This window comes from Bradyrhizobium sp. JYMT SZCCT0180 (assembly GCF_018130165.1).
Lineage (GTDB): Bacteria > Pseudomonadota > Alphaproteobacteria > Rhizobiales > Xanthobacteraceae > Bradyrhizobium.
In genome coordinates this window covers 1-24365 of the sequence record NZ_JAFCLZ010000018.1, presented here as the reverse complement: position 1 = coordinate 24365, position 24365 = coordinate 1, and the positions used below count along the sequence as shown (strand labels likewise).

21 protein-coding genes are annotated in these 24365 nt (G+C 60.5%); 12 read left to right on the top strand and 9 right to left on the bottom strand.

All coding sequences use genetic code 11. The annotated features are described in order from the left end of the window. The first annotated feature begins 87 nt into the window (after nucleotides 1–87). Nucleotides 88–666 carry a hypothetical protein gene (locus JQ641_RS38090; protein WP_249150666.1) on the top strand — a complete coding sequence of 193 codons (579 nt, stop codon included), beginning with the start codon at nucleotides 88–90 and terminating at the stop codon, nucleotides 664–666. Nucleotides 667–764: 98 nt separating this feature from the next. Then, a complete protein-coding gene (locus tag JQ641_RS25185; RefSeq protein WP_349628616.1) occupies nucleotides 765–1700 on the top strand; it encodes a helix-turn-helix transcriptional regulator in 936 nt (311 codons plus the stop codon). Nucleotides 1701–1703: 3 nt separating this feature from the next. Here JQ641_RS25185 and JQ641_RS25180 read toward each other — a convergent pair whose 3' ends face one another. The 4 genes from JQ641_RS25180 to JQ641_RS38905 form a co-directional block, all read right to left on the bottom strand. Then, nucleotides 1704–3125 (bottom strand): HlyD family type I secretion periplasmic adaptor subunit, encoded by a 1422-nt coding sequence (locus JQ641_RS25180; RefSeq protein ID WP_211998728.1) that lies wholly within the window; start codon nucleotides 3123–3125, stop codon nucleotides 1704–1706. After that, on the bottom strand, nucleotides 3122–4903 hold the full coding sequence (locus JQ641_RS25175) for a type I secretion system permease/ATPase (protein WP_211998579.1): 1782 nt from the start codon (nucleotides 4901–4903) through the stop codon (nucleotides 3122–3124). The genes JQ641_RS25180 and JQ641_RS25175 overlap by 4 nt, the downstream gene beginning before the upstream one ends. Nucleotides 4904–4991: 88 nt before the next feature. Next, a complete protein-coding gene (locus JQ641_RS25170) occupies nucleotides 4992–5459 on the bottom strand; it encodes a hypothetical protein (RefSeq protein WP_211998578.1) in 468 nt (155 codons plus the stop codon). A gap of 278 nt (nucleotides 5460–5737) precedes the next feature. After that, nucleotides 5738–7204 (bottom strand): hypothetical protein, encoded by a 1467-nt coding sequence (locus tag JQ641_RS38905; RefSeq protein WP_211998577.1) that lies wholly within the window; start codon nucleotides 7202–7204, stop codon nucleotides 5738–5740. A 270-nt stretch (nucleotides 7205–7474) separates the two neighbouring features. Here JQ641_RS38905 and JQ641_RS25160 point away from each other — a divergent pair, with 270 nt between their 5' ends. Both JQ641_RS25160 and JQ641_RS25155 read left to right on the top strand, forming a co-directional pair. Then, the gene (locus JQ641_RS25160) at nucleotides 7475–7792 is read left to right on the top strand and encodes a cyclase (protein WP_211998576.1); all 318 of its coding nucleotides are present in this window, start codon (nucleotides 7475–7477) and stop codon (nucleotides 7790–7792) included. 168 nt (nucleotides 7793–7960) lie between these two features. Continuing rightward, complete coding sequence (locus JQ641_RS25155) at nucleotides 7961–8464, top strand: hypothetical protein (protein ID WP_211998575.1); 504 nt, start codon at nucleotides 7961–7963, stop codon at nucleotides 8462–8464. On the opposite strand, the gene JQ641_RS25150 is transcribed toward JQ641_RS25155, so the two are convergent. Continuing rightward, nucleotides 8461–9459 carry an LLM class flavin-dependent oxidoreductase gene (locus JQ641_RS25150; protein WP_211998574.1) on the bottom strand — a complete coding sequence of 333 codons (999 nt, stop codon included), beginning with the start codon at nucleotides 9457–9459 and terminating at the stop codon, nucleotides 8461–8463. The genes JQ641_RS25155 and JQ641_RS25150 overlap by 4 nt on opposite strands. A 310-nt stretch (nucleotides 9460–9769) precedes the next feature. Between JQ641_RS25150 and JQ641_RS25145 the strand changes: the two genes are divergently transcribed. From JQ641_RS25145 to JQ641_RS25130, 4 genes are all read left to right on the top strand, one after another. Next, nucleotides 9770–11563: an adenylate/guanylate cyclase domain-containing protein gene (locus JQ641_RS25145; RefSeq protein WP_283815219.1), complete on the top strand. Its 1794-nt coding sequence runs from the start codon at nucleotides 9770–9772 to the stop codon at nucleotides 11561–11563. Between the two features lie 414 nt (nucleotides 11564–11977). Then, on the top strand, nucleotides 11978–12427 hold the full coding sequence (locus JQ641_RS25140) for an ester cyclase (RefSeq protein ID WP_211998573.1): 450 nt from the start codon (nucleotides 11978–11980) through the stop codon (nucleotides 12425–12427). 25 nt (nucleotides 12428–12452) lie between these two features. Next, the gene (locus JQ641_RS25135; RefSeq protein ID WP_349628615.1) at nucleotides 12453–13532 is read left to right on the top strand and encodes an alpha/beta hydrolase; all 1080 of its coding nucleotides are present in this window, start codon (nucleotides 12453–12455) and stop codon (nucleotides 13530–13532) included. 271 nt (nucleotides 13533–13803) lie between these two features. Continuing rightward, entirely contained in the window at nucleotides 13804–15126 is a 1323-nt protein-coding gene (locus tag JQ641_RS25130; RefSeq protein WP_211998571.1) for an adenylate/guanylate cyclase domain-containing protein, read from the top strand. Between the two features lie 270 nt (nucleotides 15127–15396). Here JQ641_RS25130 and JQ641_RS25125 read toward each other — a convergent pair whose 3' ends face one another. From JQ641_RS25125 to JQ641_RS25110, 4 genes are all read right to left on the bottom strand, one after another. Next, the gene (locus tag JQ641_RS25125; protein WP_211998570.1) at nucleotides 15397–16215 is read right to left on the bottom strand and encodes an alpha/beta fold hydrolase; all 819 of its coding nucleotides are present in this window, start codon (nucleotides 16213–16215) and stop codon (nucleotides 15397–15399) included. Between the two features lie 125 nt (nucleotides 16216–16340). Further along, on the bottom strand, nucleotides 16341–17792 hold the full coding sequence (glgA, locus tag JQ641_RS25120) for a glycogen synthase GlgA (protein ID WP_211998569.1): 1452 nt from the start codon (nucleotides 17790–17792) through the stop codon (nucleotides 16341–16343). Continuing rightward, nucleotides 17789–19048, bottom strand: a complete 1260-nt coding sequence (glgC, locus tag JQ641_RS25115; RefSeq protein WP_211998568.1) for a glucose-1-phosphate adenylyltransferase — start codon at nucleotides 19046–19048, stop codon at nucleotides 17789–17791. Before glgC ends, glgA begins: the two co-directional genes overlap by 4 nt. Nucleotides 19049–19315: 267 nt before the next feature. Beyond that, nucleotides 19316–20458 carry a serine hydrolase domain-containing protein gene (locus tag JQ641_RS25110; protein WP_211998567.1) on the bottom strand — a complete coding sequence of 381 codons (1143 nt, stop codon included), beginning with the start codon at nucleotides 20456–20458 and terminating at the stop codon, nucleotides 19316–19318. Nucleotides 20459–20638: 180 nt separating this feature from the next. On the opposite strand from JQ641_RS25110, the gene JQ641_RS38510 reads away from it, so the two are divergent. The 4 genes from JQ641_RS38510 to JQ641_RS25095 form a co-directional block, all read left to right on the top strand. Continuing rightward, nucleotides 20639–20773, top strand: coding sequence for a hypothetical protein (locus tag JQ641_RS38510; protein ID WP_283815217.1), 135 nt, complete (start codon nucleotides 20639–20641; stop codon nucleotides 20771–20773). Nucleotides 20774–20966: 193 nt separating this feature from the next. Next, the gene (locus tag JQ641_RS25105) at nucleotides 20967–23219 is read left to right on the top strand and encodes an adenylate/guanylate cyclase domain-containing protein (protein WP_283815216.1); all 2253 of its coding nucleotides are present in this window, start codon (nucleotides 20967–20969) and stop codon (nucleotides 23217–23219) included. 62 nt (nucleotides 23220–23281) lie between these two features. Beyond that, nucleotides 23282–24103 carry an SDR family NAD(P)-dependent oxidoreductase gene (locus JQ641_RS25100; RefSeq protein ID WP_211998565.1) on the top strand — a complete coding sequence of 274 codons (822 nt, stop codon included), beginning with the start codon at nucleotides 23282–23284 and terminating at the stop codon, nucleotides 24101–24103. Nucleotides 24104–24165: 62 nt separating this feature from the next. Then, the coding region (locus JQ641_RS25095; protein ID WP_211998564.1) for a hypothetical protein at nucleotides 24166–24365 on the top strand (200 nt) is incomplete at its 3' end.

The following is a 24365-nucleotide window of genomic DNA, read 5'->3' as shown; positions in this document are numbered from 1 at the left end:
TTGCGCAACAGATAACCCCTCAGCAGTAAAATCAAGAAGTTGCGGCAAGAGTGCAATGGGAATTCCGCCCTCGAGGAGGGGAATTGCATGGGATTGCTTTTCATTGGCGTACTAGCTGGACTCCTTATCGGCTATGGCCTTGGCCCGTCGCAGGCAAGCCTCCGGGAGTGCGCGCCACAAGGCTGCCTCGAAGGACCCCCGACCGGTCCGCCGATGGCGCAGAAGTCAGCGGCGCGCAGGCCATATCTTGCAACAGCTGGAGCGAAATCCGCTGCGGTCAAGTCCAGGAAACCATCATCGGCCGGATCCCGCGGACGGGCTCAAATCGTCAAAACCGCGCACGCGCCGTCGACGACCCCCGCCTCGCCAACCTATCGATCCGCCGAACGCCCGGATCCCGTCCTGGCCAAGGCAAAGATCTCAGTCGCCGCAAAGATGGACGATCCGGCATCCGCCGAATTTGGCGACATGAAGCGGGCCGTCAGACTGAATATGTGGGGGCGTCCGGTGGACACCATCTGCGGTCACGTCAGAGGGAAGAATGCGTCCGGTTCAGATACCGGAGACAGGCCGTTTCTATATCTCGTGAAGGAGGATGATGCATACGTCGTCGCTGGCAAGGCAGATTCAGCGGCGGCGATCGCGTATCGTAACATCTGCAACTAAGGCATGATCCGGGATTGCGGATACCGGTTCTATCATGCTCAGAAGCCCAGAATGCGCGCGACGCGATGAAATCGCATCGTGCCCGGCTGTGAAATTGCGTGGAAAGAATTTCCTCCTGCAACTGCGGCGTCGTGGATATCCCTGAGACCTTTGAGCACCGATTGCTCAATCGGGCATCTCTCATGGACCTGGCGCCAGGCAATTATGATCGGTGGAAATTTGGAATCAGTGGGGTGGCCCAACAGCTTTTTGAATTCGGGGTTATTATGGACCAAGTCGTCAACCACGCTGAACGGCTCAATGGATCGCCGCAAATGCCGGCCCTGGTGATCATCGAGCCTCTCACGTTAACGCGCACCTGCATCTTGAGCATTCTCCGGCGGGAATTGCCGGGGTTCGAAATCGTCGAAATGGCGACCACGGACGGTCTGGATTTCGTGTCGGGACGAGATGTTTGCCTGGTGGCGCTGAGTACCGGGGACAAGTCCATCGCCGATCCGTCTGTCGAGGACGATCTTGCTCTCCTCGTGGACTACTGCCCCAATGCCTCCATCGCGCTCTTGTCGAACCGTGACGACGAGGCCACGGCATTGGCTGCAATGCACAGGGGAGTACGGGGCTTCTTCCCGACCTCGATCCCGGTCGAGGTCGCGGTTGCCGGCCTGCGTCTTGTTCTCGCCGGCGGGGTCTACAGACCACTTCCGATCATCGCGCAAAATGGGACGACGGCGCCGGAATTGCTCTCTGCTGCCGAGTTGCCGTCGGGATACCTGGCCGCCGACGCTGCGAAAGACGTGACAGAAAAACACCTGATCGACTTCACGCCTCGCGAGCAACACGTGCTTGCGGAACTGGAGCTCGGTCTTCCGAACAAGCTGATTGCGGCTAAGCTGAACCTTTCGGAAAATACCGTAAAAATGCATATTCATCATATCATGCGCAAGTGTGCCGCTCGCAACCGCACTGAGGCGGTGCTCCGCTGGAGCGGCCGGCTGTCGGGTCATGAACGCGATACCAGCACAGGCGCATCTTGAGGCTCAATCCTCCTTGAACGCGCCGCTGAAGCTGTCGAGCAAGGGCCTCAGGGCATAAAGCGCCACGGTGCTGCGCCCGGTTGTGATGAACACCTGTGCCGGCATTCCGGGGATGATCCGGATGTCGTGCTCGGCGATCCGCGCATCCTGCACGCGAATTTTGGTTGCGTAGTAGGGTTGCTCGGTACGCTTGTCGACGAGGCGGTCGGCGGATACGTGCGTCACCGTCCCGCTGAGACGCGGCGCGCGGCGCTGATTGTAGGGCAGCAGTTGCACGTCGGCATTCAATCCTGGATGAACCACATCGATGTCCTCGGGCTTGATGCGCGCGGTCACGATGAGGCGATCCTGCCGGGGCACCATATCCATCAGCGGGGCACCGGCCCCGATCACGCCGCCGGGGGTATGAATCCGCAGGTCGGTTACCACGCCGTCCTCGGGAGCCTTGACCTCGGTTCGCGACAGCTGGTCCATGGCCGCCCGCAATCGCTCGCGTAGCTGAAATATCTGGTTTTGTGCCTCGCGCAACGACTGCGCGATTTCGTTTTGCCGATCGTTCTCGAGCTTGAGCAGCGTCGCCTGCGATTCGCTGATGACCTGCTCGGCGCGCGAAATATGCGCGGCGATCTCGCCCCGCCGCCCCTGTATTTCAGCCACTTCCCGTTCGAGGTTAAGAAGGCGCGGCCGCCGTTCGAGCCCCTTGCTGACGAGGGTGGCCACCATGTCCAGTTCCTCGCGGGCGATGGCGGCCCGCTGCGCGACAGCGGTTTCCTGCGCCCTGAGGCCCAGGATTTCCTTGTCGACCTGGAGGCCTTTCTCCCGGACGACGGCGAGCTGAGACCGGAAGACCTGCCGGCGCGTTTCAAAGATGTTTCGCTGCGCACTAAGGACATCTGCGGCCGATAAACTCTCCTTCCCCGCAGTCGCCATGCTGGCGGGAAACGACACATGCTCTTGCCCTTGCATCTCGGCCTGGAGCCTTGCTTCACGTGCCGTCGCGTCCCACAATTGGCCCTGAAGGCTCTGCGCCTCGGCGCGGGCCCTGGTGTCGTCCAGCCAGATCAGCACCTGCCCGGCGCGCACCGCGTCGCCGTCGGCAACCAGGATTTCCCTGACGATGCCGCCCTCAAGGTGCTGAATCGTCTTCCGGCTCGATTCCGTTTCCACGACGCCGGAAGCGATCGCGGCACTCTCGAGTGGCGCAAAGCCCGACCAGATCCCGAGGCCCAGCACAAAGCAGACGACCAGCAGATTGCCTGCCCAGGTGAAGCCACGGAGTGCGGCGCGAGGTGAGGCCGGCGTCGGGGCCGTCCACCATGCAAACTCCAGAGGCTCGATATCGTCGATCGCGGTAATCACGACCTTGGTTCGCCGCTCAGGGACGAGGGACGACGAAGGCGGCGGTTTGTCTGGAACGTCGGTCACGGGACAACTCGCTGCGGTGACACGTTGGCGGCCGCGGGCGTACTCTCGGGCAACGTGACCTGTGATGCGACTTGCGGTCGGCTCAAATACCTCTCGAAGATCTCCTCGCTTTCGCCACATGCCATGACGGCACCGCCCTGCATGATGGCAATTCTGTTCGTGGCCGCGAGAATACCCATTCGATGGGTGATGATGATCACCGTGATGTTGGCTTTCTTCAGCTGCTCGATGGCATCGAACAGCACGCGCTCGCCCACGTAGTCGAGGCTGGCGTTCGGCTCGTCGAGCACGACAAGGCGCGGGTCATCGAAGAAAGCCCGTGCAAGGCCGAGACGCTGGCGATACCCGCGCGAAAAAGCACAGCCGCCACCGGGAATGACGGTGTCATACCCCTGTGGCAGCCCCACGATGGTGTCATGGATTCCGGCAAGCTTCGCGGCTGCGATGACCTTCTGCGGATCGCTATCATCCAGCCCTGCGATAACTTCCGTTATTGTCTCCCCAAACAGGTTGATGTCCTGCGGCAGATATCCGAGGTGACGATCGCCCCCTCCCTCACGCAAGACCGAAACGTCGACGTTGTCGAACAGGACGCGCCCCTGAGTTGGCGTCGAGATTCCGGCAATGACCTGGCCGAGCATTGATTTGCCGGAGCCGGACGGTCCGATAATGCCAAGGCATTCACCAGGCGCGAGGCTGAACGAGACTTCCCTCAGCAGGAATCCGCCGGAGCCTGGCAATACCACGCCGACATTGTCGACGACGAGACGACCCCGGTTCGACGCAATGCCCGCGCTCTCCGGGACAGCGGGGATGACGACAAGGATGTCCGTGAGCCGCCGGTAGGCGCTCAAGGCCGTCGCGAAAGCTTTCCAGCCAGCGATGGCACCCTCGACGGGTGCGAGCGCGCGGCTGAACAGCAGTGTCGAGGCAAAGATAATGGCGGGGCTTCTGTTGTAGTCGAGCACCAGCCACGCGGCGGCTCCCATGATCAGGACCTGCGACAATGCGCGTGCCGGCTTTGCGACAAGCATGATGATCTCGTATCGCTGCTGGGCCTCGTCGTGCTCGCTTCGCGCATCCTGCGCGGCCTGGCAGATCAGCCGCGCGGCGCGGTCGCGCATCCCCATGGCATGGATCAATTGAACATTATCGACAGCCGTCGCGAACCGGCTATGGCTTCTGGCCCAGGCAGTTCCGGACCTGGCCTGCGCATCCTCGGTGAGGACATCGCCGACAAGCGCGAGGCCGAACAGGAAGAGCACGCTGCAGGCTCCTATCACTCCCAGCAAAGGATGTACGAGAAAAAGCACACTTAGAAACAACGGTACCCAGAGCGCGTCGAACAGTATCGGGCATGCATTGGATTCGACGAACTGACGCAGAACGGTGAGATCCCGATACGCCTGCGATGCCTGCGCCGGGTTGCCGCGGTTGGCGCATTCGAGGCTGGCCGAGAGCACGGAGGGACGAAGGCGATCGTCGAGCCATGCCCCTAGCCGTCCCAACACGGCGCGGCGCAGCGCGTCAAGTACGCCACCAACCACGACGGTGAGCGCGACGATCAGGGTGAGCATCAGAAGCGTGTGGCCGCTCCGGCTCGACAAGACCCGATCATAGATCTGAAGCAGGTAGATGGACGGAGCGAAGAGCAGCAGATTGTAGCTGCAACTGTATGCGAACACGATGCCAAGCGTGCTGGCGCAGGCCCAGAGCGCCGCCTGCAGCCTCGTCTGTGGCTGTGCTGCGAGGTGTAATCGGAGGGGCGGCATCAGCATTGTCGTCACCGCCAGAGCCCTGAGGATTCGACCGGGTCGTGGACCGGCGGCCGCTGCCGCCGGTCTTGCCAGTCGGACAAGCTGCCGATCAGAAGGTATCGAAAACGAAGTTCACGTCTCCACCCAGCGCGATGTTGCCGTTTCCACCGTCGCCGCCGATACCAGCCACCACTTCCTGATGCATGTCCGCCTTCAGCGAGTTTGACTGCTGCGCCGTCGTGTTGGCGTATACCTTGGAGGTATTATGGCCGCTGTCGGAGTCCTGGTTTCCGTTCGACGTGGCCTTTCCTCCCTCGGCCTTCGCAAACCACGAAGCCTTTCCGTTTGCGCCCCCGGCATCCCATTCCGCCTTTTGATTGACGTGATCGCCGGTTTTCACGTCCACGCTGGCACCGCTCGCCTTGTTGTATGGATCGAAGCTGATGCTCGGTTGGTTGACGATTTTTCCCGAGAAGCTGCCGTCGCCGCCATTTCCGGCGGCGTTGCCCCCGGTGTTGATCGATTTGAATTCGATGGAGTCGGAAACGTTGATCAATCCCTTTGCCTTGGCCATCATATCAGCCTCCGTCCTGTGTTAATTTCACGCACCATCCGTCCGGATCAGGATAGCGGATGTGTCAACAACTCTGATCCCCACTTGCGTGGGCCGGATAGATGGCAAATGGAGTGCCATCCTGTTCGGTAGGCGATACACACGAAAGGATTACATGCCTTTTACATGCCTTGGCGCCTCTCGATGGCGACGCAGCATGGCGAAGCTGCGAGCGCGCCTGGTCGATCAGCGGACCGCGAGCGGCTTCGGCCTCACCATCGGAGCGGCAGAAAATTCCCGCCCTATCCTATCAAATGAAGTTCAGAGAGAAGATGCGTGGCGACATCACCACCCAGCGCAAGATTGCCGTGGCCGCCGTACCCACCGTTTCCCGCGATCTGGACCGTGCTCTGGTCCAACATCACATTGTTGATCTGGTCGGCTTCGGCCGTCGAATTGGGGCCAGCGATCGCAATGTTGATCGGCGCATAAATCGCGATGCTGACATCGATCATGCTGCCGGTGAAATGGCCGCTGCCACCGTTGCCGGCAGTGTTGTCCCCGGTTGCGATGGCGTTGGAGCCACCTCCGAAGCCGGAGAAGACGTTTCCGCCCGCTGCGGCATTGCCGTTGCCCCCATTTCCTCCGAGGCCGGCCATCTGAAAGGAGAACTGATCCAGCTGCACGTTGTTCGACTGGAAGGCATGCGCGCTGGAATTATACCCGGCCACCGCAATGTTGACCGGGTTATAGATCGCGAAGGATGCGTGGACGAGGCCTCCATAAAAGTAACCGTCGCCGCCATTGCCCGCATGGTTGTCGCCAGTATGTATGAGCGAGTCAGTCCCGCCGTTGCCCGATCCGGAAGTGTGTCCGAGCATCGATACGTTGCCGCCGCCTGCCGCATTTCCGCTACCGCCGTTGCCACCGACACCGGCGATCTGGACGGCGGATTGATCGATCTCAACCGTATTGGATTGAGTAGCCACGGCCGTGCCTCCTGCGCCGGCGATGGCAATATTTACTGGATGGTAGATAACGACAGGAGCGTTCACGAGGCTCCCGAAGAAGTAGCCGTCGCCACCATTGCCGGCGCCATTGCCGCCGGTCGCGATAAGGTCGGCGCCAGAAGAAGAACTGCCGACGTTTCCCCCCGATGCGGCGTTGCCATTGCCGCCGTTTCCCCCGACGCCGGCGATTTGAACGGCTGATTGATCGATACTCACATTGTTGGTTTGTTCAGCGTGGGCGCTGGAGCCATATCCAATCGCGATCGCGATGTTGATCGGCTGATAAATGAGGAAGGAGGCGTGGATGGTGCCTCCATAAAAATATCCATCTCCGCCGTTGCCGGCCTGATTGGCCCCGGTCTGGATCGTGGTGGAATCAAGCCAGCCATGGCCTGGGCCGGAACCAGAATTGAGGGCTGATACCTCTGCGCCAGTCGTCGCGCTGCCGCCTCCATCTTTGCGGCCCGTCTGGCCGGCGTGTTGATCGGCGTGCACCGCATTGGACTGGGCATCGGCCTTGCTTTGAATACCTCCGTGTCCTGCATCAAGCCAATCAGAACGCGCGACAGGCGGATGCATCGCGCCGACGAAGAAGCCATAGCCGCCGTCGCCAGCGCTATTGTAACCGGTGCCGATCGCGGAATTCAGTGTAGGATCCAGCCATGCCACGTCTCGAACGCCTTGGCCATCGTACCCGTCATGGTCAGGGGGCTGTTGATGATGCAGCCGGATTCCGTCGGACATCTGCCAAAAATTCATGGTCGCCTCCCTCGTCGCAATCGCACTGCACAACCCGACGGGACTCTCCCGACCCAAGGAAGGAATGTCACCCTGCGCCAGTCAAAAGCCGAGTCGCCAATTCGGTTTGCAGCGCTTCGGATGATAGACGTCATAACGGCTATACCCGTTCGGGCGGAAGGTCCGCTCCAATAGCGGCGCGCGTCATTGCTGATCGAAGCGCCATATCAGCCCGCAATTGCAGTGCAGCAGGCCATCCATTAGACGCCAGATACAAAAACGCTTACGATCTTGATCGGCGATTGGCGCAGCCCTTCGCTGGAAAACAACATGCGGGAGGGACCGATGGCTTCGATGATTATCCATCACAGAGTCCGCGACTACGCAGCATGGCGTCCGGGCTATGACGCCCACGAATCGAGCCGGACCGCGGCTGGAGTCACGAACTGCCGCGTCTACCGCAACACGGAAGACGCCAACGACCTTGTAATCGTTGCCAACGTGGCGGACCTGGCCAAGGCGCGCGCCTGGACGGCGAGTGATGATTTGAAGTCTGCGATGCAAAAGGCCGGTGTGGAAGGCGCGCCGACAATTCATTTGATCGGCTGATCCTTGATCGGCTGATCGGCTGATACTCTCGGTACGGCGAGATCGGCGGGCGGTTAACCCTGTCGGCAAACATCCTGCACGCGGGTGAGGTTCCTGCGTGGACCGCCGCCAGATTGCCCCATTAGAGCGGAGAATTTGCACCGGCACTATCATGGCCGGAGAAGCATCATGTTGAGAATGGTGTTGTTGGGCCTCCTCATCCCATTGGGGATAGGAGCGCTTGCGGCGATGGAACTCAGAACTCCGCCGCGTACTGCAATAGCGGTCGTTCAGCCCCTTGCCGAAACAACCGTCGACATTTCCGATTCACATGGTGCGTTGGCGAAGGCCGATAAGCTCGAAGTTAACTATGCGAAAACCGAGACGCCAGCGCAGCCTGCTCTGGTCAACGAACACGTTTCTCCCTCGCCGCCTCCGGAAGCCACCTTCATATGGCCTTCGGAGACCCCGAGGATGAACCGCCACCGGCACGATCCCAAATCAAAGAAGGTCACTACCGCTGCCCTTCCCAAGCCGAAGCCAAAGGCCCCCGGTATCAGGCGAACTGCCGATATCAGGCGCACTACCAGCGCCGAGCGTTCAAAAGCCGCCCCCAGCGAGCCCCTGCACTGCCGGCTGAGCGCGTTTGGTGGCTTGCGCAAGGCCTTGAATACAGCCGGCTGCGAAATCTAGTTCAGCGAGCCGCGATCCCCGCGGCGCCGGCGATCAGTTCGAAGGAGCGCAGCCGCTTGGCGTGATCGTAGACATCGGACACGATCATGAGTTCGTCGGCGCCGGTTTCCGCAACGAGCGCATCGATGCCGGCGCGAACCGTCTCGGGCGAGCCGATGATGGAGCGCGCGAGCATGCCCATCGCTTGCCTCTTTTCCGCGGGCGACCAATAGCTCTCGATGTCGTCGATCGGCGGCTGGCTGAGGCCGCGCGCGCCGCGGAAGATGTTGGTAAAGGACATCTGCTGCGTCGTCGCCCAGCCGGCGCGCTTCGTCATCGCTGTCGGCGGCGATGATGTTGACCCCGACCATCGCGTAGGGGCGGTCGAGCTGCTCGGACGGCTTGAAGCGGCTGCGGTAGATCTGCAGCGCCGGGATCAGGAGTTCAGGCGCAAAGTGCGAGGCGAAGGCATAGGGAAGCCCGAGTTCGCCCGCCAGCATCGCGCCGAAATTGCTCGATCCCAGAATCCACAGCGGCACTTCCGTTCCGGCCGCCGGCACCGCCTGGATGCGCTGATTGGGACCGGCCGGCGCCAGGAACGCCTGCACCTCCAGAACGTCCTGCGGAAAATTTTCGGCCGCTTCAGGCGTGCGGCGCAAGGCGCGCAGCGTGAGCTGGTCGGTGCCGGGGGCGCGGCCGAGCCCAAGATCGATGCGGCCGGGAAACAGCCGCGCCAGCGTGCCGAACTGCTCGGCAATGACATAAGGCGCATGGTTGGGGAGCATGATGCCGCCCGCACCGACGCGTATGGTCTTGGTTCCCGCTGCGATATGACCGATCACGACCGAGGTCGCGGCGCTCGCGATGCCGGCCATGTTGTGATGCTCCGCCACCCAGATGCGGCGATAACCCCAGGCCTCGGCATGAACGGCGACATCGCGGGCGTTGTAGAGCGCGCCGCGGGCATCGGTCTCTTCGGTGACGCGGACGAGATCGAGGATAGACAGTGCAGTCATGAAAACTCCCGAACGAAACCACTTGAAATGACGCCGCCCGAGCTACAAGGCCGCATACTTGTTAGTCCGAAACGGCAGGCTTCATCCGATTCTGACTTCCCATATGGATATTGTCGCCGTGTGGGTCAATCTGCTGAAATCGAATGGCGACCAACCGACAGCGCCGGGCGCTCGCTGCGCCGACGACCTCTATGGGCGCAAAGTGGTCAGCCGCGGGAATGTCCGATTTTAGGGACAAAGCTGACGTCCCGGACAGCCGCCCACGATGCTGCTATGATGGACAACTAGTTTCCCGAGCCGGGAGCGTGTCTTGAGCAGCGAGCCCGTAGAACGGCGATTGGCGGCGGTACTGGCTGCGGATGTTGCCGGCTATAGCCGCCTCATGGGTGTCGACGAGGAAGGCACCCTGGCCCGGCTCAAGGCGGCCAGAAAAGCTTTTATTGACCCCGCTCTCGGTTCCCATCGCGGCCGCATCGTCAAGACCACGGGTGATGGCATGCTGGTGGAATTCGCGAGCGCCGTCGACGCCGCGCGCTGCGCGGTCGAAATCCAGCGTGCAATGGCCGCGCAAAACGCCGACGTCCCCCAGGACGTCAGGATTGAATTCCGGATCGGTATCCATGTCGGCGATATCATCATCGACGACAACGATATCTTTGGAGACGGCGTCAACATTGCCGCGCGGCTGGAGGGCATTGCCGAGCCCGGCGGCGTTTGCATATCCGACGACACCTATCGGCAGATCCGGGGCAAGGTCGAGATCGGCTGGGATGACCTTGGACCGCAGACCCTCAAGAACATCGCGGAGCCCCTGCGGGCATGGCGGGTTCAACTCGGTGGTCAAGCCGCTGCCAAGCAGCAACCGGGTTCGCCGGCGGGCCGGGCTCCGGTACTTGCGCTCCCCGACAAGCCGTCCATCGTGGTTCTTCCATTCCAGAACATGAGCGGTGATCCGAAACAGGACTACTTCGCTGATGGAATGGTGGAGGAGATCATTACCGCGCTGTCGCATTTCAAGGCGCTGTTCGTCATCGCCCGCAACTCGAGCTTTACCTACAAGGGGCGCGCCGTCGACGTGAAGCAGGTCGGGCGTGAGCTGGGGGTGCGCTACGTGTTGGAAGGCAGCGTTCGCAAGGCGGCAACCCGGGTGCGCATCACGGGACAGCTCGTCGATACCGCCACGGGCGCACATCTTTGGGCGGACCGGTTTGATGGCGGCCTCGGCGACATCTTCGATTTGCAGGACCAGGTGACAGAGAGCGTCGTCGGGGCGATCGCGCCAGCGATGGAAAAAGCCGAGATCGAGCGTGCCAGGCGCAAGCCGACCGAGAGTCTCGACGCCTATGCCCTCTATTTACGTGGTTTGGCCGCGTTCTATCAGTTTGACAACCGGCAAGCGAACGAGGAGGCTTTGCGCCTGTTCAACAGCGCAATCGCGCTCGACCCCGATTTTGCGTCCGCCTACGGTCGTGCCGCCTTTTGCTACTCTACGGCCAAGAACAATGGCTGGATTTCAGACACAGCGAACGAGATTGCCGAAGTGACGAGGCTCGCCCAGCGGGCGGTTGAGTTGGGCAAGGATGACGCGATCGCACTCGCCGCCGGCGGGTTTGCGCTAGCACACTTTGTTCGCGATCTCGAGGTGGGCGCTGCCTTGATCGATCGCGCGCTTACGCTCAACTCCAATTTGGCCCAGGCGTGGAATTCCGGCGGCTGGGTAAAAAACTTTCTCGGCGAGCCAGAATGGGCAATCGAGCGTTTCGCTCGTGCCATGCGCCTGAGCCCATTTGATCCGTTTCTGAGAGCAATGCGAGGCGGGACCGCCTATGCCCATTTCTTACAGGGCCGCTATGACGAAGCTGTGTCATGGGCGGCAATGGCATTGCAGGACAGTCCGGACTTTCAACCTGGTTTACGCATTGCCGCCGCGAGCAATGCAATGGCCGGACGGCCGGAGCAAGCACACAAGGCAATGGCTCGGCTGCGGCAACTCAATCCCGCGCTACGTATTTCCAATCTCAAAGACGCGCTCCCCCCTTTTCGACGGGCCGAAGACCTCTCGCGATTGGAAGAAGGATTGCGGCAAGCCGGGCTGCCTGAATGACCATCGCAGCCAGTGTTCGCCCCTGGGCTACGGGTGAACGAATGAAGTGCGACTTCCGCTAATGGCAGCGCAAAGCTGACATTCACGGGGCTTTTCGAGCCACGGCGAGAGCATTGCCGCGAATGTCGCCAGGTAGTAGCGCCATCAATTCCCAAGCATTCATCCCTGCGAACGATTTGCGAACTGGATGCTTCGCGCGGATACCTGCGCTCCAACCAGTGTCAACGACTTCAACTATGAAAGAATGCGACGGAAACGAAATTCTTTCGTGTCGGGAAACGGGTGGTTGGAACATCGGTCGTGCAATAGGTCAGAGGACGATGACACGCGGCAAGAGTTTGAACGCGAATCTGAACGCCGCCGCGTACGTTTCACTTACGACCTGTGAGACACACAACGGAGAAGGAATTACGAATGTCGAAGGAAGAGGAAAATAAAGCGATCGTCGGCCGTTGGTTCAAGGAGTTCTGGGGCAATCCGTGGAATCCCGATATCATCGACGAACTCGCTGCGCCTGACATGCTGTTGCAGTATTCGCTGCATGAGCCGCGTCGGGGTCGCAAGGACGTGAAGGAATTCATGATTGGATTCCGCGATGCGTTTCCAGATCTCGGCTTTGGGGGCACTGCGGACTTGATCGCGGAAGGTGATTACGTCGTCGGTCGTTGGGAAGGCGGCGGAACACACACGGGGTCTGCTTTCGACGATTTCATCATCGGATCACTGCCGGCGGCTTCCGGCCGGAAAATGCGCTTCAGCGGAATAACCGTGCTCCGCGTCGAGAACGGCAAAATCGCGGAAGAGGTCGGCCTGGACGATGGCGCGACCGCGCTGCAGCAGCTCAACATCTTGCGCGCGGCCTGATCAATCGTGATCGCCGTCTCCGACAATGTCGGCAGCAGCCATCCGGAAACGAGTTGGACCGGGGTCACTCCCCGGTTCGGTTCGCTGCGGGGAAGCTGCGAGATCAAAAACAAGGAGGACGAGCTCCATGAGTATGAGTCGCAAGGAATTAACGTTCGCCTCCGGTCATGACACATGCGCTGCGTGGTTTTACCCCGCTGCGACGGATAAAGGACCGAGACCTGTGATCGTCATGGCCCACGGATTGACCGGCACACGCCGAGATCGGCTTGGTGCGTTCGCCGAAAGGTTTGCCGCCGCCGGCATCGCAGCGCTCGTTTTCGATCATCGAGGCTTTGGCGACAGCACGGGCGAGCCGGACCTGTTCGAACCGTCTCTTCAGTTGGAAGACTGGCGCGCTGCTATCGCGTTTGCTCGTTCGCTACCCGATATCGATGCCGGACGCGTGGCGACGTTTGGCTCCTCGCTGGGCGGCGGCAACGCGCTCGCCGCGGCAGCGGAGGACCCCAGGGTGGCCGCGGTTATCAGCCAGGTCCCATATCTCGACAGGGATTCTCAGACTTACGCCAAACCTCAGCACGTCGTAGAGGCAATGAAGGCTGCAGCGGTCGAGGGTCGCTATTTGGCTGCCGTTGGTCAGCCCCATGAGGCGGCATTCATTAGCGCGCCCGGATCTGAGGTCGGTTGGCGTCGTGTTGTCGCCATCGGCGAGGAATCTCGATGGCGGAACCGCGTCTCCGCGGCCTGGCTGCTCGGTCCTCCATATAGCGCCATCCGGCATGCCGCCTCGCTTCACTGTCCCTGGCTGGTTTGCGTCGCTGCGGACGATCAGGTTGCCAAGCCGGGACCTGCGGTTGAGGCCGCGCGCCAAGCCCCGAAAGGTGAACTCCGCATCTATCCAGGTGTCGATCACTTCGACATCTACGACGGGCCGGCCCACGAGGCAGTGGTCGCGGACGAGATCGAGTTTCTTCACCGTCACCTTCTTGGCCGAAGCCTCTGCGGAACAACCAAGGCAGCTTCGGAACTGGCGCGGGTCCATCTTCCCACGTCGGTCTCGGGCGACAATCGAGTTGGCCAAGATATTGCGACAGCACGAAAGTAGCGTCGGCAAACTGCATGGCCGCGAACCAGGGCTCCTTTTCGGTGACTCCTGAGATGCAATCATCCCGGGAATGGCCGCTTCTGGCGCAAAGCTGCCCTTCATGGGCATGTCTGCTCCTGGGGTCAAAATGGACATTACATATGTGCGGGCGGAGGTCGCCTTTTGACCCTAAACTGACGTCGTACCCCGTCGCCATGACGGGCAATTCGGGTTACGCTTGATCCTTTCCGTGCCAAGGACAAGCAAGTTATTTGCGCCCTCGAGGATTGAAATGAGTGATTTTAACTTCCCGGAGACGCGTTACGCGCTCAGCGGCGACGTCAATATCGCCTATCAAGTAATGGGCGCTGGACCGGTTGATATCATCATGGTTCCCGGTCTCGTTTCGCATGTCGAGTTCACGCACGAACTGGCGGGATATACTGCATTCTTGCGCCGTCTTTCGACATTTGCTCGTGTCGTCACTTTCGACAAACGGGGCCAGGGGTTATCCGACCGGATATCGGGCGCGCCCTCGCTTGAACAGCGCATGGACGACGTCCGCGCCGTCATGGACGACATAGGTTCGGAACGGGCGGTGGTGATGGGGTTTTCCGAAGGCTCCGCTATGAGCGCATTGTTCGCTGCGACATATCCCGAACGCGTCATACAACTCATTCTTTTCGGAGGTTTTGCCCTTGCCCCGGCGTCTCGGTCGGACGGTCTGGAGCATAGAATTGCCAGGATTGTAAAATCCTGGGGCACGGGCGAAATCATGAAGACTGTGATCCCGAGCCAAGCGGCAAACGGGGATACGATTGTTCAGTTCGCCAAGTTGGAACGGCTATCCGCCAGTCCCGGCGCAGTTCGGGCAGCCATTCTCTTGAATGCGCAAATTGACGTCAGACCGATACTGTCAGCGATACAAGTTCCTACACTTGTGTTGCATCGGCGCTTGGACGCGCGGGTCCCTATCGAGGCTGGCCGCGCTCTGGCGGCAGGCATTCCCAAAGCGGGATTTATTGAATATCCCGAGGGCGATCACGCGTTCTGGGCTGGCGACACCGAAGCACTGCTCGGAGACATCGAGGAGTTTGTAACCGGACATAGGGAACGTTCATCGGCGTATCGCGAGCGCATTCTGGCAACAGTTCTCTTCACCGACATTGTCGATTCGACTCGCAGCGCTGCTGCCATGGGCGACCAAGCCTGGCGGCGGTCTCTCGACAGCCATGATCAGCTTGCGAAACAAGTGATCGAGAAGCATCGCGGGATTCTGGTCAAAAGCACCGGCGACGGAATTTTAGCGACCTTCGACGGCCCCGGCCGCGGCGTTCGATGCGCGTTGGCATTCGGGACGGCTGCGGGGCAGATAGGCTTGCCTTTACGGGCCGGCCTCCATACGGGTGAAATTGAAATAAGAGGCCGGGATATCGGAGGCATCGCTGTGCACGCGGCCGCTCGCGTAATGGCCCAATCCCAACCAAGCGAAGTTCTCGTTTCAAGAGTTGTCACCGACCTTGTTGCCGGGGCGGGCCTGAAATTTTCCGAGCGCGGTTCGCATGAACTCAAGGGGTTGCCCGGTCGATGGGACTTGTTCGCCGCGAGTGCATAGTCCATGTCCGAGTTTGGCACAAAGCTGACGTGGCCCCGCAGCTGCGCGATGTCCGCTTCTGGGTGAAAGGCAGACATCGATATTCCATCCAATTTGCGAATGGCCGCTTCTGGCGCAAAGCGGCCGGTCGGAAAAGTCTGCTCCTAGGGAAGAGTGGACAAGCCGCACCGGCAGATTGAGGTCTCAGTTTGACCCGACCCGGACATGGGCGCACTCCCGCGCGGTCCTGGTTTTGACCAAGATGCAGGTTACGCTACGATGGGGTCGATCTCAGGCGCCTTGCAGTATCAACTCGCTGGTGCGGTCCGGCGCATCAAGCATCGACATGTGCCCGATGTCCGGCAGCTCGAACGTAGCCCAGGACTTGTTACCCTTGCAGTCCGCGAGTGCCTTATCGAAAGCCGGCTGTGGAAATTTCGGAAGCCGGATGTACGTTTTCTTCGCGACCCTTTCGAGCGCTCCGGAAAGCTTGATCGGCTGGACATAGGTGCCAACCGGATGGGCGGTGACCTTAGACTGCGCAAATGCCTGATCACGGTCAGCTACACCAGCCACCGAAATCTTCGGCGGACCAACGCCTGCCTCGCCCTTGTCAATGGCCGTCTGTATGATTTTGGCAAAAGGGCCCGCGCCTGCCAAGTCCAGCACCTTCTGTCCGTCGGTAGGCAGATAGGCATCAAGCCACACGATGGAGGAGACTTGATTGCCTATACTTTCGAGTGCGCCCGCGCCTACGAAGCCTGCATAGGACCACGCCACAAGGCAGACATCCTCAAGGCTCTCCCACTTGATCAGGTTGACGACGTCGGCGATGTGGGTGTCCAGACTGACGTCCTTGCTCAGCAGATGCGAGCGCTCGCCTAAACCCGTCAGTGACGGAGCGAATACTTTGTGGCCGCCCTGTTCGAGCCGATCAGTGACCCGGCGCCATATCCAGCCACCGCAAAAAGCCCCGCTGACAAAAACAAAGGTCTTTCGCGCCGATTGCGCGCGGGCGGCACCGACCGCCCCTGAGGCCGCGGCTACCGCGAGACCGCCGGTTGCAGCACTGCGAAGAATGCGACGTCGCGTGATTCCACTGTTTGTCATGACAAAATTCCTACTGCTTAAGGAAGATCGGACTGAAGCGGTTTGCAACCTGGAGGATATCCGCGCATCGGTTCGCGGCCAAGGTCTGTAATTGGCGCAAAGCGGCCGGTCAGCAAAATGCGATGCTATTGATTTCTGCGAGCCGCGACGACATCGCGATACAGGGCGGCGTAGCGGCTCGCCCGATTGCGCCATGATACATCCGTCGACAAACCATTGTATTGCAACCTTCGCCAGGCTTGCTGGTCGTGCCACAGAACGTTGGCTCGTTGCAGGGCGCCAGCGAGGGCTTCGGCCGTGACGGGCCCGAACTTCAAGCCGGTTGCGGCGCCTCCGGCCTCACTTACGTCAATGACGGTATCCGCAAGGCCGCCGACCTGCGATACGATCGGGATAGCGCCGTATCGCAAGGCGCAAAGCTGGGTCAAACCGCACGGTTCGAAGCGTGACGGCACGACCAGGGCATCGGCGCCGGCTTGAATGAGATGGGCGACAGCCTCGTCGTAGCCGATCAGAACCGCTATCCGGCCCGGGTGCGCTTTTGCGGCGGCCTGATAAGCTTGCTGGAGACCCGCCTCTCCGCTCCCGAGCAAGACGAGCTGCATCCCTTCGCCGAGGATGGTCGGCAGGTTCTCAAGGAGGATATCCAGTCCCTTTTGCCAGGACAGCCGACTCACCACGCCGAGCAGCAGGGCGCTTGGGGATTGATCGAGACCAAACCGGCGCTGCAGGGCCAGTTTGTTTGCCGCACGGGAATCCAGCTCGGTCGCGCTGAAACGCGCGGCGATGTCGGGATCGGTTTCCGGGTTCCAGACCGACATATCGATGCCGTTGAGGATGCCGCTCAGAACCTGCGACCGTTCGCGCAGCAACCCACCCAGCCCCATGCCTCCCTCATCGGTCTGAATCTCGCGCGCATAGGTCGGCGAAACCGTCGTGATGCGATCGGAGAATTGCAGGCCCGCTTTCAGGAAGCTGATCTCACCATAATATTCGACGCCGTGAATCGAGAACGACTCACGCGGCAGGCCGAACACATCGAGCATGTGATGCGGAAACTTGCCCTGGTAGGCCAGATTGTGGACCGTCATCACGGTGGCAGGCCGGCGCTGATGGGTAAGGTGCAAATAGGCAGGCGCGAGGCCAGCCTGCCAGTCATGGGCATGCACCACATCAGGCACGAACGAGGGAATGGCGCCCTGGCCGATCTCGGCGGCCATCTTCGAAAGCGCGGCAAAGCGCACGCCGTTATCGGGCCAGTCCTTGCCATCAGGGGTGACGTAGGGGTTGCCGGGCCGTGCAAAGAGATGCGGCGCGTCGAGCACAAGCAAATTGAGGTTGCCATGCACGCGACCGAGCAGGCGGGCCGGTCCGCCAAAAAACTCCGGCACATGGAGGAACTCCTCCGCGACCGTCAGCCCCTTGATGACATCGGGATATCCCGGCACCAGGGTCCGCGTTTCGATGCCATGCGCTTGCAGCGCAGCCGGGAGCGCGCCGACGACGTCGGCAAGACCGCCTGTCTTGACGATCGGATAGATTTCAGAGGCGACCGCAAGGACGCGAAGCTCGCTCATGCATCCAGCCTGTCGATCATCGGCTGCGTGATCAGCGTGATACCCTGCGCCGTGGTTCGAAACCGTTTCGCATCGAGTTCAGGATCTTCGCCGACCACGAGACCTTCCGGGATTCGAACGCCGCGATCGATCACGACATTCTTCAACCGCGCATACCGGCCCACATTCACGTAAGGCATGACGACGGCATTTTCCACGTTTGCATAGGAATTGACGTGCACCCCGGTGAACAGCAGCGAGCGGCGCAATGCGGCGCCGGAGATGATGCATCCGCCGGAGACCAGCGAAGTCACCGCCTGTCCGCGCCGATCCTGCTCATCATGAACAAACTTGGCGGGAGGCGTGATCTCGGCATGGGTCCAGATCGGCCATGCGCGGTCGTAAATATCGAGCTCAGGCAGAACGTCGGTGAGGTCGATGTTGGCGGCCCAGTAAGCATCCACGGTGCCCACGTCCCGCCAATAGCTCCGTGGATCGCCGTCGGACCTGACGCAGGAGGTCGAGAATTGGTGCGCCACCGCCCGGCCGTTCTTGACGAGGTAAGGGATCAGATCCTTGCCGAAATCATGGCTCGAATTCGGGTCGTTCGCGTCACGCCGCAACTCGTCGAACAGGAATTTCGAATCGAATACATAGATCCCCATGCTGGCCAATGATTTGTCGGGCTTGCCGGGCATCGCCGGCGGATCGGCCGGCTTCTCGAGGAAGGACTTCACGATGCCATCCTCGTCCACGTCCATGATCCCGAAGCCGCTGGATTCCGCACGCGGCATTTCCAGGCAGCCGATGGTGACGTCGGCGCGCTGTTCGACATGCTGCTTCAGCATGCGCTCATAGTCCATCTTGTAGATGTGATCTCCGGCGAGCAGCACGATGAACCTGGCATCGTGCGACTCGATGATGTCGATGTTCTGATAAACCGCGTCCGCCGTTCCGAGGTACCAGTTGGTCTCCGAGACGCGCTGGCTTGCGGGGAGGATATCGAAGCTCTCGTTGCGCTCCGGGCGAAAGAAGTTCCAGCCCATCTGCAGGTGCCTGATCAGGCTGTGGGCCTTGTATTGGGTTGCAACCGCGATCCGGCGAATTCCGGAGTTCACCGCGTTGGAGAGGGCAAAATCGATGATGCGCGATTTTCCGCCGAAATAGACCGCCGGCTTGGCGCGCCTGTCGGTCAGCTCCAGGAGCCGGCTTCCACGACCGCCCGCAAGAACGAAGGCGAGCGCATGGCGTGAAAGCGGTTCGTTGACGATGGCCATTTTTGTCCTCCCTGGGAACCACAACGCATGCCCCAACGCCTTCTCTTGTCCGGAAGGCAGGGTCGGGCCACGGGATCGATAGTAGCTGGACGATTGGTTGATCGGAAAGTGGTATGTAAAACGGCCGAGTTCTGAAGTTTGTTCCTTCCACAGCAGTCGGCGCCGTTCCACCGGGCCTAATGGCTGCTGCTGGCTGCCATGAACGGGCATACGCTCACTGAATGAAGGCATCACCGACCGGAGCGTATTACGGTCTGGACCCATTTCTCATGGATGCCAGTCAGCCACCGAACGCACCATATGCCATCCCAGCATATCAAGAGCGGCGGTCATGTCCCGGAATTTGGGCCGCGTATTAGTAAACGCGGACCAACAAAAATCACTGTTTGTTCGTACAGAAAGGGTTTCTGTTCCAGGCAACGAACCGCCATGCCACCAATTATTGGCCGAATTAACGAACAGGCCTTTGGCATAACGGGGATTTGCGGCGGTCGGGGTGCTCATTGTGCGGAGCGTGTCGTCGGTCAGCAGTTGTTTCGAAGTCTTGAACCCATCGATATGAACGAAGAACGTTGTCATCTCGCTCGGTGTCGCAATCCAACCACCGTGAGAATCCATTCGGGCGACGTTCATCCCGTAAGGATCGCCCCCGGCCGGACTATAGTATTTTACCTCGTTGATCGCTCGGTCCGTCAACCTGTTTCCCGCAATCTGCATATCGGTTATTCCACAGCGCTTCAGAACGTTTTCCTTGATGTATTGTTCGTAGGTCTGACCAGTAAGTTTCTCAATCACCCGCCCAAGTATGCAGTAGCCGAAATTGGAATAGGCAAAGGATGTCCCTGGAGGAACGGCAAGAGGCATCTGCTTCAATGTCCAGGTAATTAGTTCGCGATGGTTCAGTTCCTTGTTCAGAAACATTGGATCGCGAGCATCGTTTTTCCAGCCGCCGGTGGTGTGAGTTAGCAGATGCTCAATTGTAATTCGTGTTTCAGATCCATCGGCCGACCACGGGTAATCATCACCAAAAATGGAATTTGGTCCAAAAATGCGCTGATCCAGCTGCAATTTTCCTGCTTCGATGAGTGTGAAAATTCCGGTGGACGTAATCGGCTTCGATATGCTTGCCACGCGAAATCGATGTTGCGGCGTCAATGCTTCGCCGGTGTCTCGATCTGCAACGCCGAACGCCTCAACGTAGGCAGGCTTTCCCTTGATTGCGATCGCAATTGAGAGACCCGGAACCTCATAGGTTTCCATGAAAGCGGCGGCCAACCGAGCCAATCTCTTGCGCTCATCCGGCGTCGGTGCCGAGGCGGGCTCCTGAGGAAGAGCCGGGGACGATCCGTGGACCATTCCTGCAGCACAAAGTAACGAAGTCTGAAGCAACCGTCTGCGTGAAATGGACATCGCGGCCTTTCTCAACGGAGAGCGATATCCCTAGCGTAGATTGTTTTTTTGTACTTTGCACCTGGTCCCAGAACGGCGTGAAGTCCGTCCAGGGTCAAAAAGGACCAGAGGGAACGTCTGCTGCCGGCGCGCCCAGCGGGCGTCGCTGCAAGCCATCAAGAACGCATCAAGAATCGCCCGATGGCGAGAAAGTTCGGCGCGCTGCGCGAAAGAAAGAAAAAGGCCGGCGGGCATTACGCCGCCGACCTTGTCTTGCAACTGCCGTCTCGGGAGGTCCGGTTCCGTTGCTTGCATTCCGTCGTGCTGGATGGGTAGCGCGACGCGTCGGCGGGCACCATTGCACGCAGGTATGGTACGGCCGTTCCGAGGTAGCCTCTGCGTTTGGGATCCGGCCCAGGTCGTCATCAGCCCATGAAACCTTCCAAATGACGACGGGCCAGAGAGATACTGACCTGTATTTGAGATTCTGGTAATGTCCTGAAGGTCAGGCTCGCATGAAGGGGGCCAGATGCCCCACCCAACGTCGGTTGCGGAGTGGTTGACGACCGTCGGAATGCCCGAGTACGCGGTCCGTTTTGCCGCGAACGATATCGACCTCTCCGTCTTGGTCCATTTGACCGATCAGGATTTGAAGGAGCTCGGTGTCTCGCTCGGTCATCGCCGAAAGCTGCTGGCGGGGATTGCGGAACTGCCAGGTGCCATTCGCGCCGGATCCCCTTCCGCGCCATCCGGGCCGACTCGGCATGACGATGCCGAGCGCCGCCAGATCTCCATCATGTTCTGCGACCTGGTCGGGTCCACCACGCTGTCGACGCGACTCGATCTCGAGGACCTGCGCGCGGTCATCGGGACGTATCACCGATGCTGCGCGGAGTTGATCGGCCGACACGGCGGTTTCATCGCAAAGTACATGGGGGACGGTGTACTCGCTTATTTCGGCTATCCGCAGGCGAGCGAACACGACGCCGAGCGCGCCGTCCGAGCGGGCCTCTCACTCATAGAGGCCGTGCCGAATCTTCAGACCGCCGCCGGCGTGCCGTTGAGCGTAAGGATCGGGATCGCGACCGGGCTGGTCGTGGTCGGCGATCTCCTTGGGACGGGCGCGGCTCTAGAGCAGGCGGTCGTTGGCGAGACCCCGAACCTCGCGGCCCGGCTCCAGGCATTGGCCGAGCCGGGTACCCTCGTCATCGCGTCGACTACCCGCAATCTGACAGGTGGCCTCTTCGAGTACCGCGATCTCGGCGCCGTTCCGCTGAAGGGCTTCGACCAGACCGTTCAGGCCTGGCAAGTCGTGGCGGGCGAGGCGACAGACAGCCGGTTCGAGGCGCTGCGCGCCGCCGGCACGCCGCTCATCGGTCGCGAAGACGAGATCGGGCTTCTCGCGCGGCGTTGGGAGCAGGCAAAGGCGGGAGAAGGTCGCGCAGTCCTGTTGTCGGGAGACCCGGGCGTCGGCAAGTCGCGGATCACTCAAGCCCTGCTGGAACGACTGGCTCACGAGCCGAACGCGCGCCTACGATATTTCTGCTCACCCCACCATCAAGACAGCGCACTCTATCCGATTATCACGCAGTTGAAGCGCGCAGCGGGCATTCGACGAACCGACACCGATGAGCAGCGCCTCGCCAAACTCGAAGCAGTGCTCGCGCGCGCCACCCTCGATTTGGATGAGTCCGTGCCACTGTTCGCCGAATTGCTGAGCGTACCGATCGGCGACCGCTATCCACCCCTCGAACTGACGCCACAGTTGCGCAAGGAGAAGACGCTTCACGCGCAGCTTGCCCTGACAGCGGGATTGGCCGCGCAGCAGCCGGTGCTGATGGTCTTCGAGGACGTGCACTGGAGCGATCCGACCACGCGAGACTTGCTGGACATCCTCGTCGACCGGATATCGGGCTTGCGGGTACTCTTGATCGCCACCTTCCGACCGGAGTTCGCCCCACCGTGGGGCAATCGTCGGCACGTGGATCTGCTGAGCCTTGGCCGGCTGCCGCCCGAGCAATGTGCAAAGATGATCGGTCATCTGACGGGCGGCAAGGCGCTGCCGAAGGAGATCGCCGATCAGATTCTGGATCGTACCGATGGAGTTCCGCTGTTCGTCGAGGAGTTGACCAAAACGGTCCTGGAGAGCGGCCTGGTCAGGGATGCCGGGAAGGCCTACCTCGCGACCGGCCTCGTCAGCCCGACGGCGATCCCGACGACGTTGCACGCGTCCTTGCTCGCCCGTCTCGACCGGCAGGCGCCGACGCGCGATTTGGCGCAAGTCGGCGCCGCACTCGGCCGCAATTTCTCGTACGACCTGATCAGTGCCGTCGCGCAGCTTGCGAAGTGGCAACTGGACGATTCGCTGATGCAGCTTGAGCGCACCGAACTGATCTTCCGGCGGGGAACGCCGCCGGAAGCGGAATACACCTTCAAGCACGCGCTGGTGCAGGATGCCGCCTACAGTACGATGCTCCGGGAGAAACGGCAGCAGTTGCATGAGCGCATCGCCGCGGTCCTCGAACTCGACTTCCCCGAGATACGAAGGACCCAGCCCGAAACCCTCGCCCGCCACTGCGCCGAAGCGGGTCTGACGGAAAAGGCAGTGGAGCTGTATATTTCGGCGTCGCAATGCGCGACCGCTGCGTCGAACAATATAGAGGCGGCGGCGCATCTCAAAAAGGCCCTCGCACTGGTCAAGACGCTTCCACCTCTGGCTCAGCGCACGATCGAACTGCGAAACCGGATCATGCTGGGTGGATGGTGGTGGTGGTCAGCCTGACGACGCTCAAGGCACGACTTTCACGTCTCAGTATTTGAGTAATGGAGAGGCAGGAGGGAGAGATGATCGGAGATCTTGAAGGAAAGGTAGCCTTCGTGACCGGCGGCGCCAGTGGCATTGGTTTCGCCTTAGCGCGTGTCTTTGCCGAAGCAAAGCTAAAGGTAATGCTCGCTGATGTTGAAGAAAACGCCCTGTTTGCCGCGCTGGAGAACCTAAAGGCTTCCGGTATTGAGGCGCGCGGAGTCGTATGCGACGTGTCAGATCGCGCATCGGTGCAGCGCGCCGCAGGCGAAACGTTCGCAGTCTTCGGCAACGTTCATATCGTATGCAACAATGCCGGTGTCGGCGTAGGCGGACCCTTCGAATCCATAGCCCCGGCGGACTGGGATTGGATCATCGGCGTCAATCTGATGGGTCCAATCTACGGGGTTCAGGCGTTCCTACCACATATCAAGGCGCATGGAGAGGGCGGCCATATCGTTAATACCGCGTCCATGGCAGGCCTAATTGGTCCGCCCGGAATAGCACCGTACAATGCCGCAAAGTCCGCGGTGATCAGCCTGACCGAGACGCTCGCTGCCGAGTTGGCCGGCACTGAAATCGGGGTGAGCGTGCTCTGTACGGCGTTCGTGCGTACGCGAATTGCGACGAGCGCTCGAAACCGCCCGCCACGCTTCGGCGCTCGCCTCGACGAGCCGGCCAACCCGCAAATGGCCGCCCTGGTCGACGCCGGGTTGGATCCAACAATTGTGGCTCGCCGCGTTTTAGCGGCAATCCGAGAAAATGATCTCTACATCCTTACGCATCCGGAGTTGCGCAGCGCAGTTGCGGGACGATTCGACCAGATACTTACCGCTTTCGACAAATCCTCAATCCAGGAATGAAACCGATAGCTGCCGCGCGTCTGCTTAGCCTCCAGTACCGGTGCAAAACGGGGAATCGCCTGATGTCGGAATCGGGTCAGAGGAAACGTCTGCTGCTGGCGCGCCCAGCAGCCATTCGTTTCAGGCCATCAAGAACGCATCGTGAATCGCACGATGGCGAGAAGTTCGGCGCGCCGCGCGAGAAAAAGAAAAAGGCCGGCGGGCATTACGCCGCCGACCTTGTCTTGCAACTGCCGTCTCGGGAGGTCCGGTTCCGTTGCTT

What these genes read in the sequence shown, in the direction of transcription:
- JQ641_RS25170 (WP_211998578.1), bottom strand. Translation starts at nt 5,459, where the DNA reads ATGATGGCCAAGGCAAAGGGATTGATCAACGTTTCCGACTCCATCGAA.
- JQ641_RS25100 (WP_211998565.1), top strand. Translation starts at nt 23,282, where the DNA reads ATGATCGGAGATCTTGAAGGAAAGGTAGCCTTCGTGACCGGCGGCGCC.
- JQ641_RS38510 (WP_283815217.1), top strand. Translation starts at nt 20,639, where the DNA reads ATGGCGAGAAAGTTCGGCGCGCTGCGCGAAAGAAAGAAAAAGGCCGGC.
- JQ641_RS25155 (WP_211998575.1), top strand. Translation starts at nt 7,961, where the DNA reads ATGTTGAGAATGGTGTTGTTGGGCCTCCTCATCCCATTGGGGATAGGA.
- JQ641_RS25150 (WP_211998574.1), bottom strand. Translation starts at nt 9,459, where the DNA reads ATGACTGCACTGTCTATCCTCGATCTCGTCCGCGTCACCGAAGAGACC.
- JQ641_RS25175 (WP_211998579.1), bottom strand. Translation starts at nt 4,903, where the DNA reads ATGCTGATGCCGCCCCTCCGATTACACCTCGCAGCACAGCCACAGACG.
- JQ641_RS38090 (WP_249150666.1), top strand. Translation starts at nt 88, where the DNA reads ATGGGATTGCTTTTCATTGGCGTACTAGCTGGACTCCTTATCGGCTAT.
- glgC (WP_211998568.1), bottom strand. Translation starts at nt 19,048, where the DNA reads ATGGCCATCGTCAACGAACCGCTTTCACGCCATGCGCTCGCCTTCGTT.
- JQ641_RS25105 (WP_283815216.1), top strand. Translation starts at nt 20,967, where the DNA reads ATGCCCCACCCAACGTCGGTTGCGGAGTGGTTGACGACCGTCGGAATG.
- JQ641_RS25130 (WP_211998571.1), top strand. Translation starts at nt 13,804, where the DNA reads ATGAGTGATTTTAACTTCCCGGAGACGCGTTACGCGCTCAGCGGCGAC.
- JQ641_RS25125 (WP_211998570.1), bottom strand. Translation starts at nt 16,215, where the DNA reads ATGACAAACAGTGGAATCACGCGACGTCGCATTCTTCGCAGTGCTGCA.
- JQ641_RS25110 (WP_211998567.1), bottom strand. Translation starts at nt 20,458, where the DNA reads ATGTCCATTTCACGCAGACGGTTGCTTCAGACTTCGTTACTTTGTGCT.
- glgA (WP_211998569.1), bottom strand. Translation starts at nt 17,792, where the DNA reads ATGAGCGAGCTTCGCGTCCTTGCGGTCGCCTCTGAAATCTATCCGATC.
- JQ641_RS25135 (WP_349628615.1), top strand. Translation starts at nt 12,453, where the DNA reads ATGTCGGCAGCAGCCATCCGGAAACGAGTTGGACCGGGGTCACTCCCC.
- JQ641_RS25140 (WP_211998573.1), top strand. Translation starts at nt 11,978, where the DNA reads ATGTCGAAGGAAGAGGAAAATAAAGCGATCGTCGGCCGTTGGTTCAAG.
- JQ641_RS38905 (WP_211998577.1), bottom strand. Translation starts at nt 7,204, where the DNA reads ATGAATTTTTGGCAGATGTCCGACGGAATCCGGCTGCATCATCAACAG.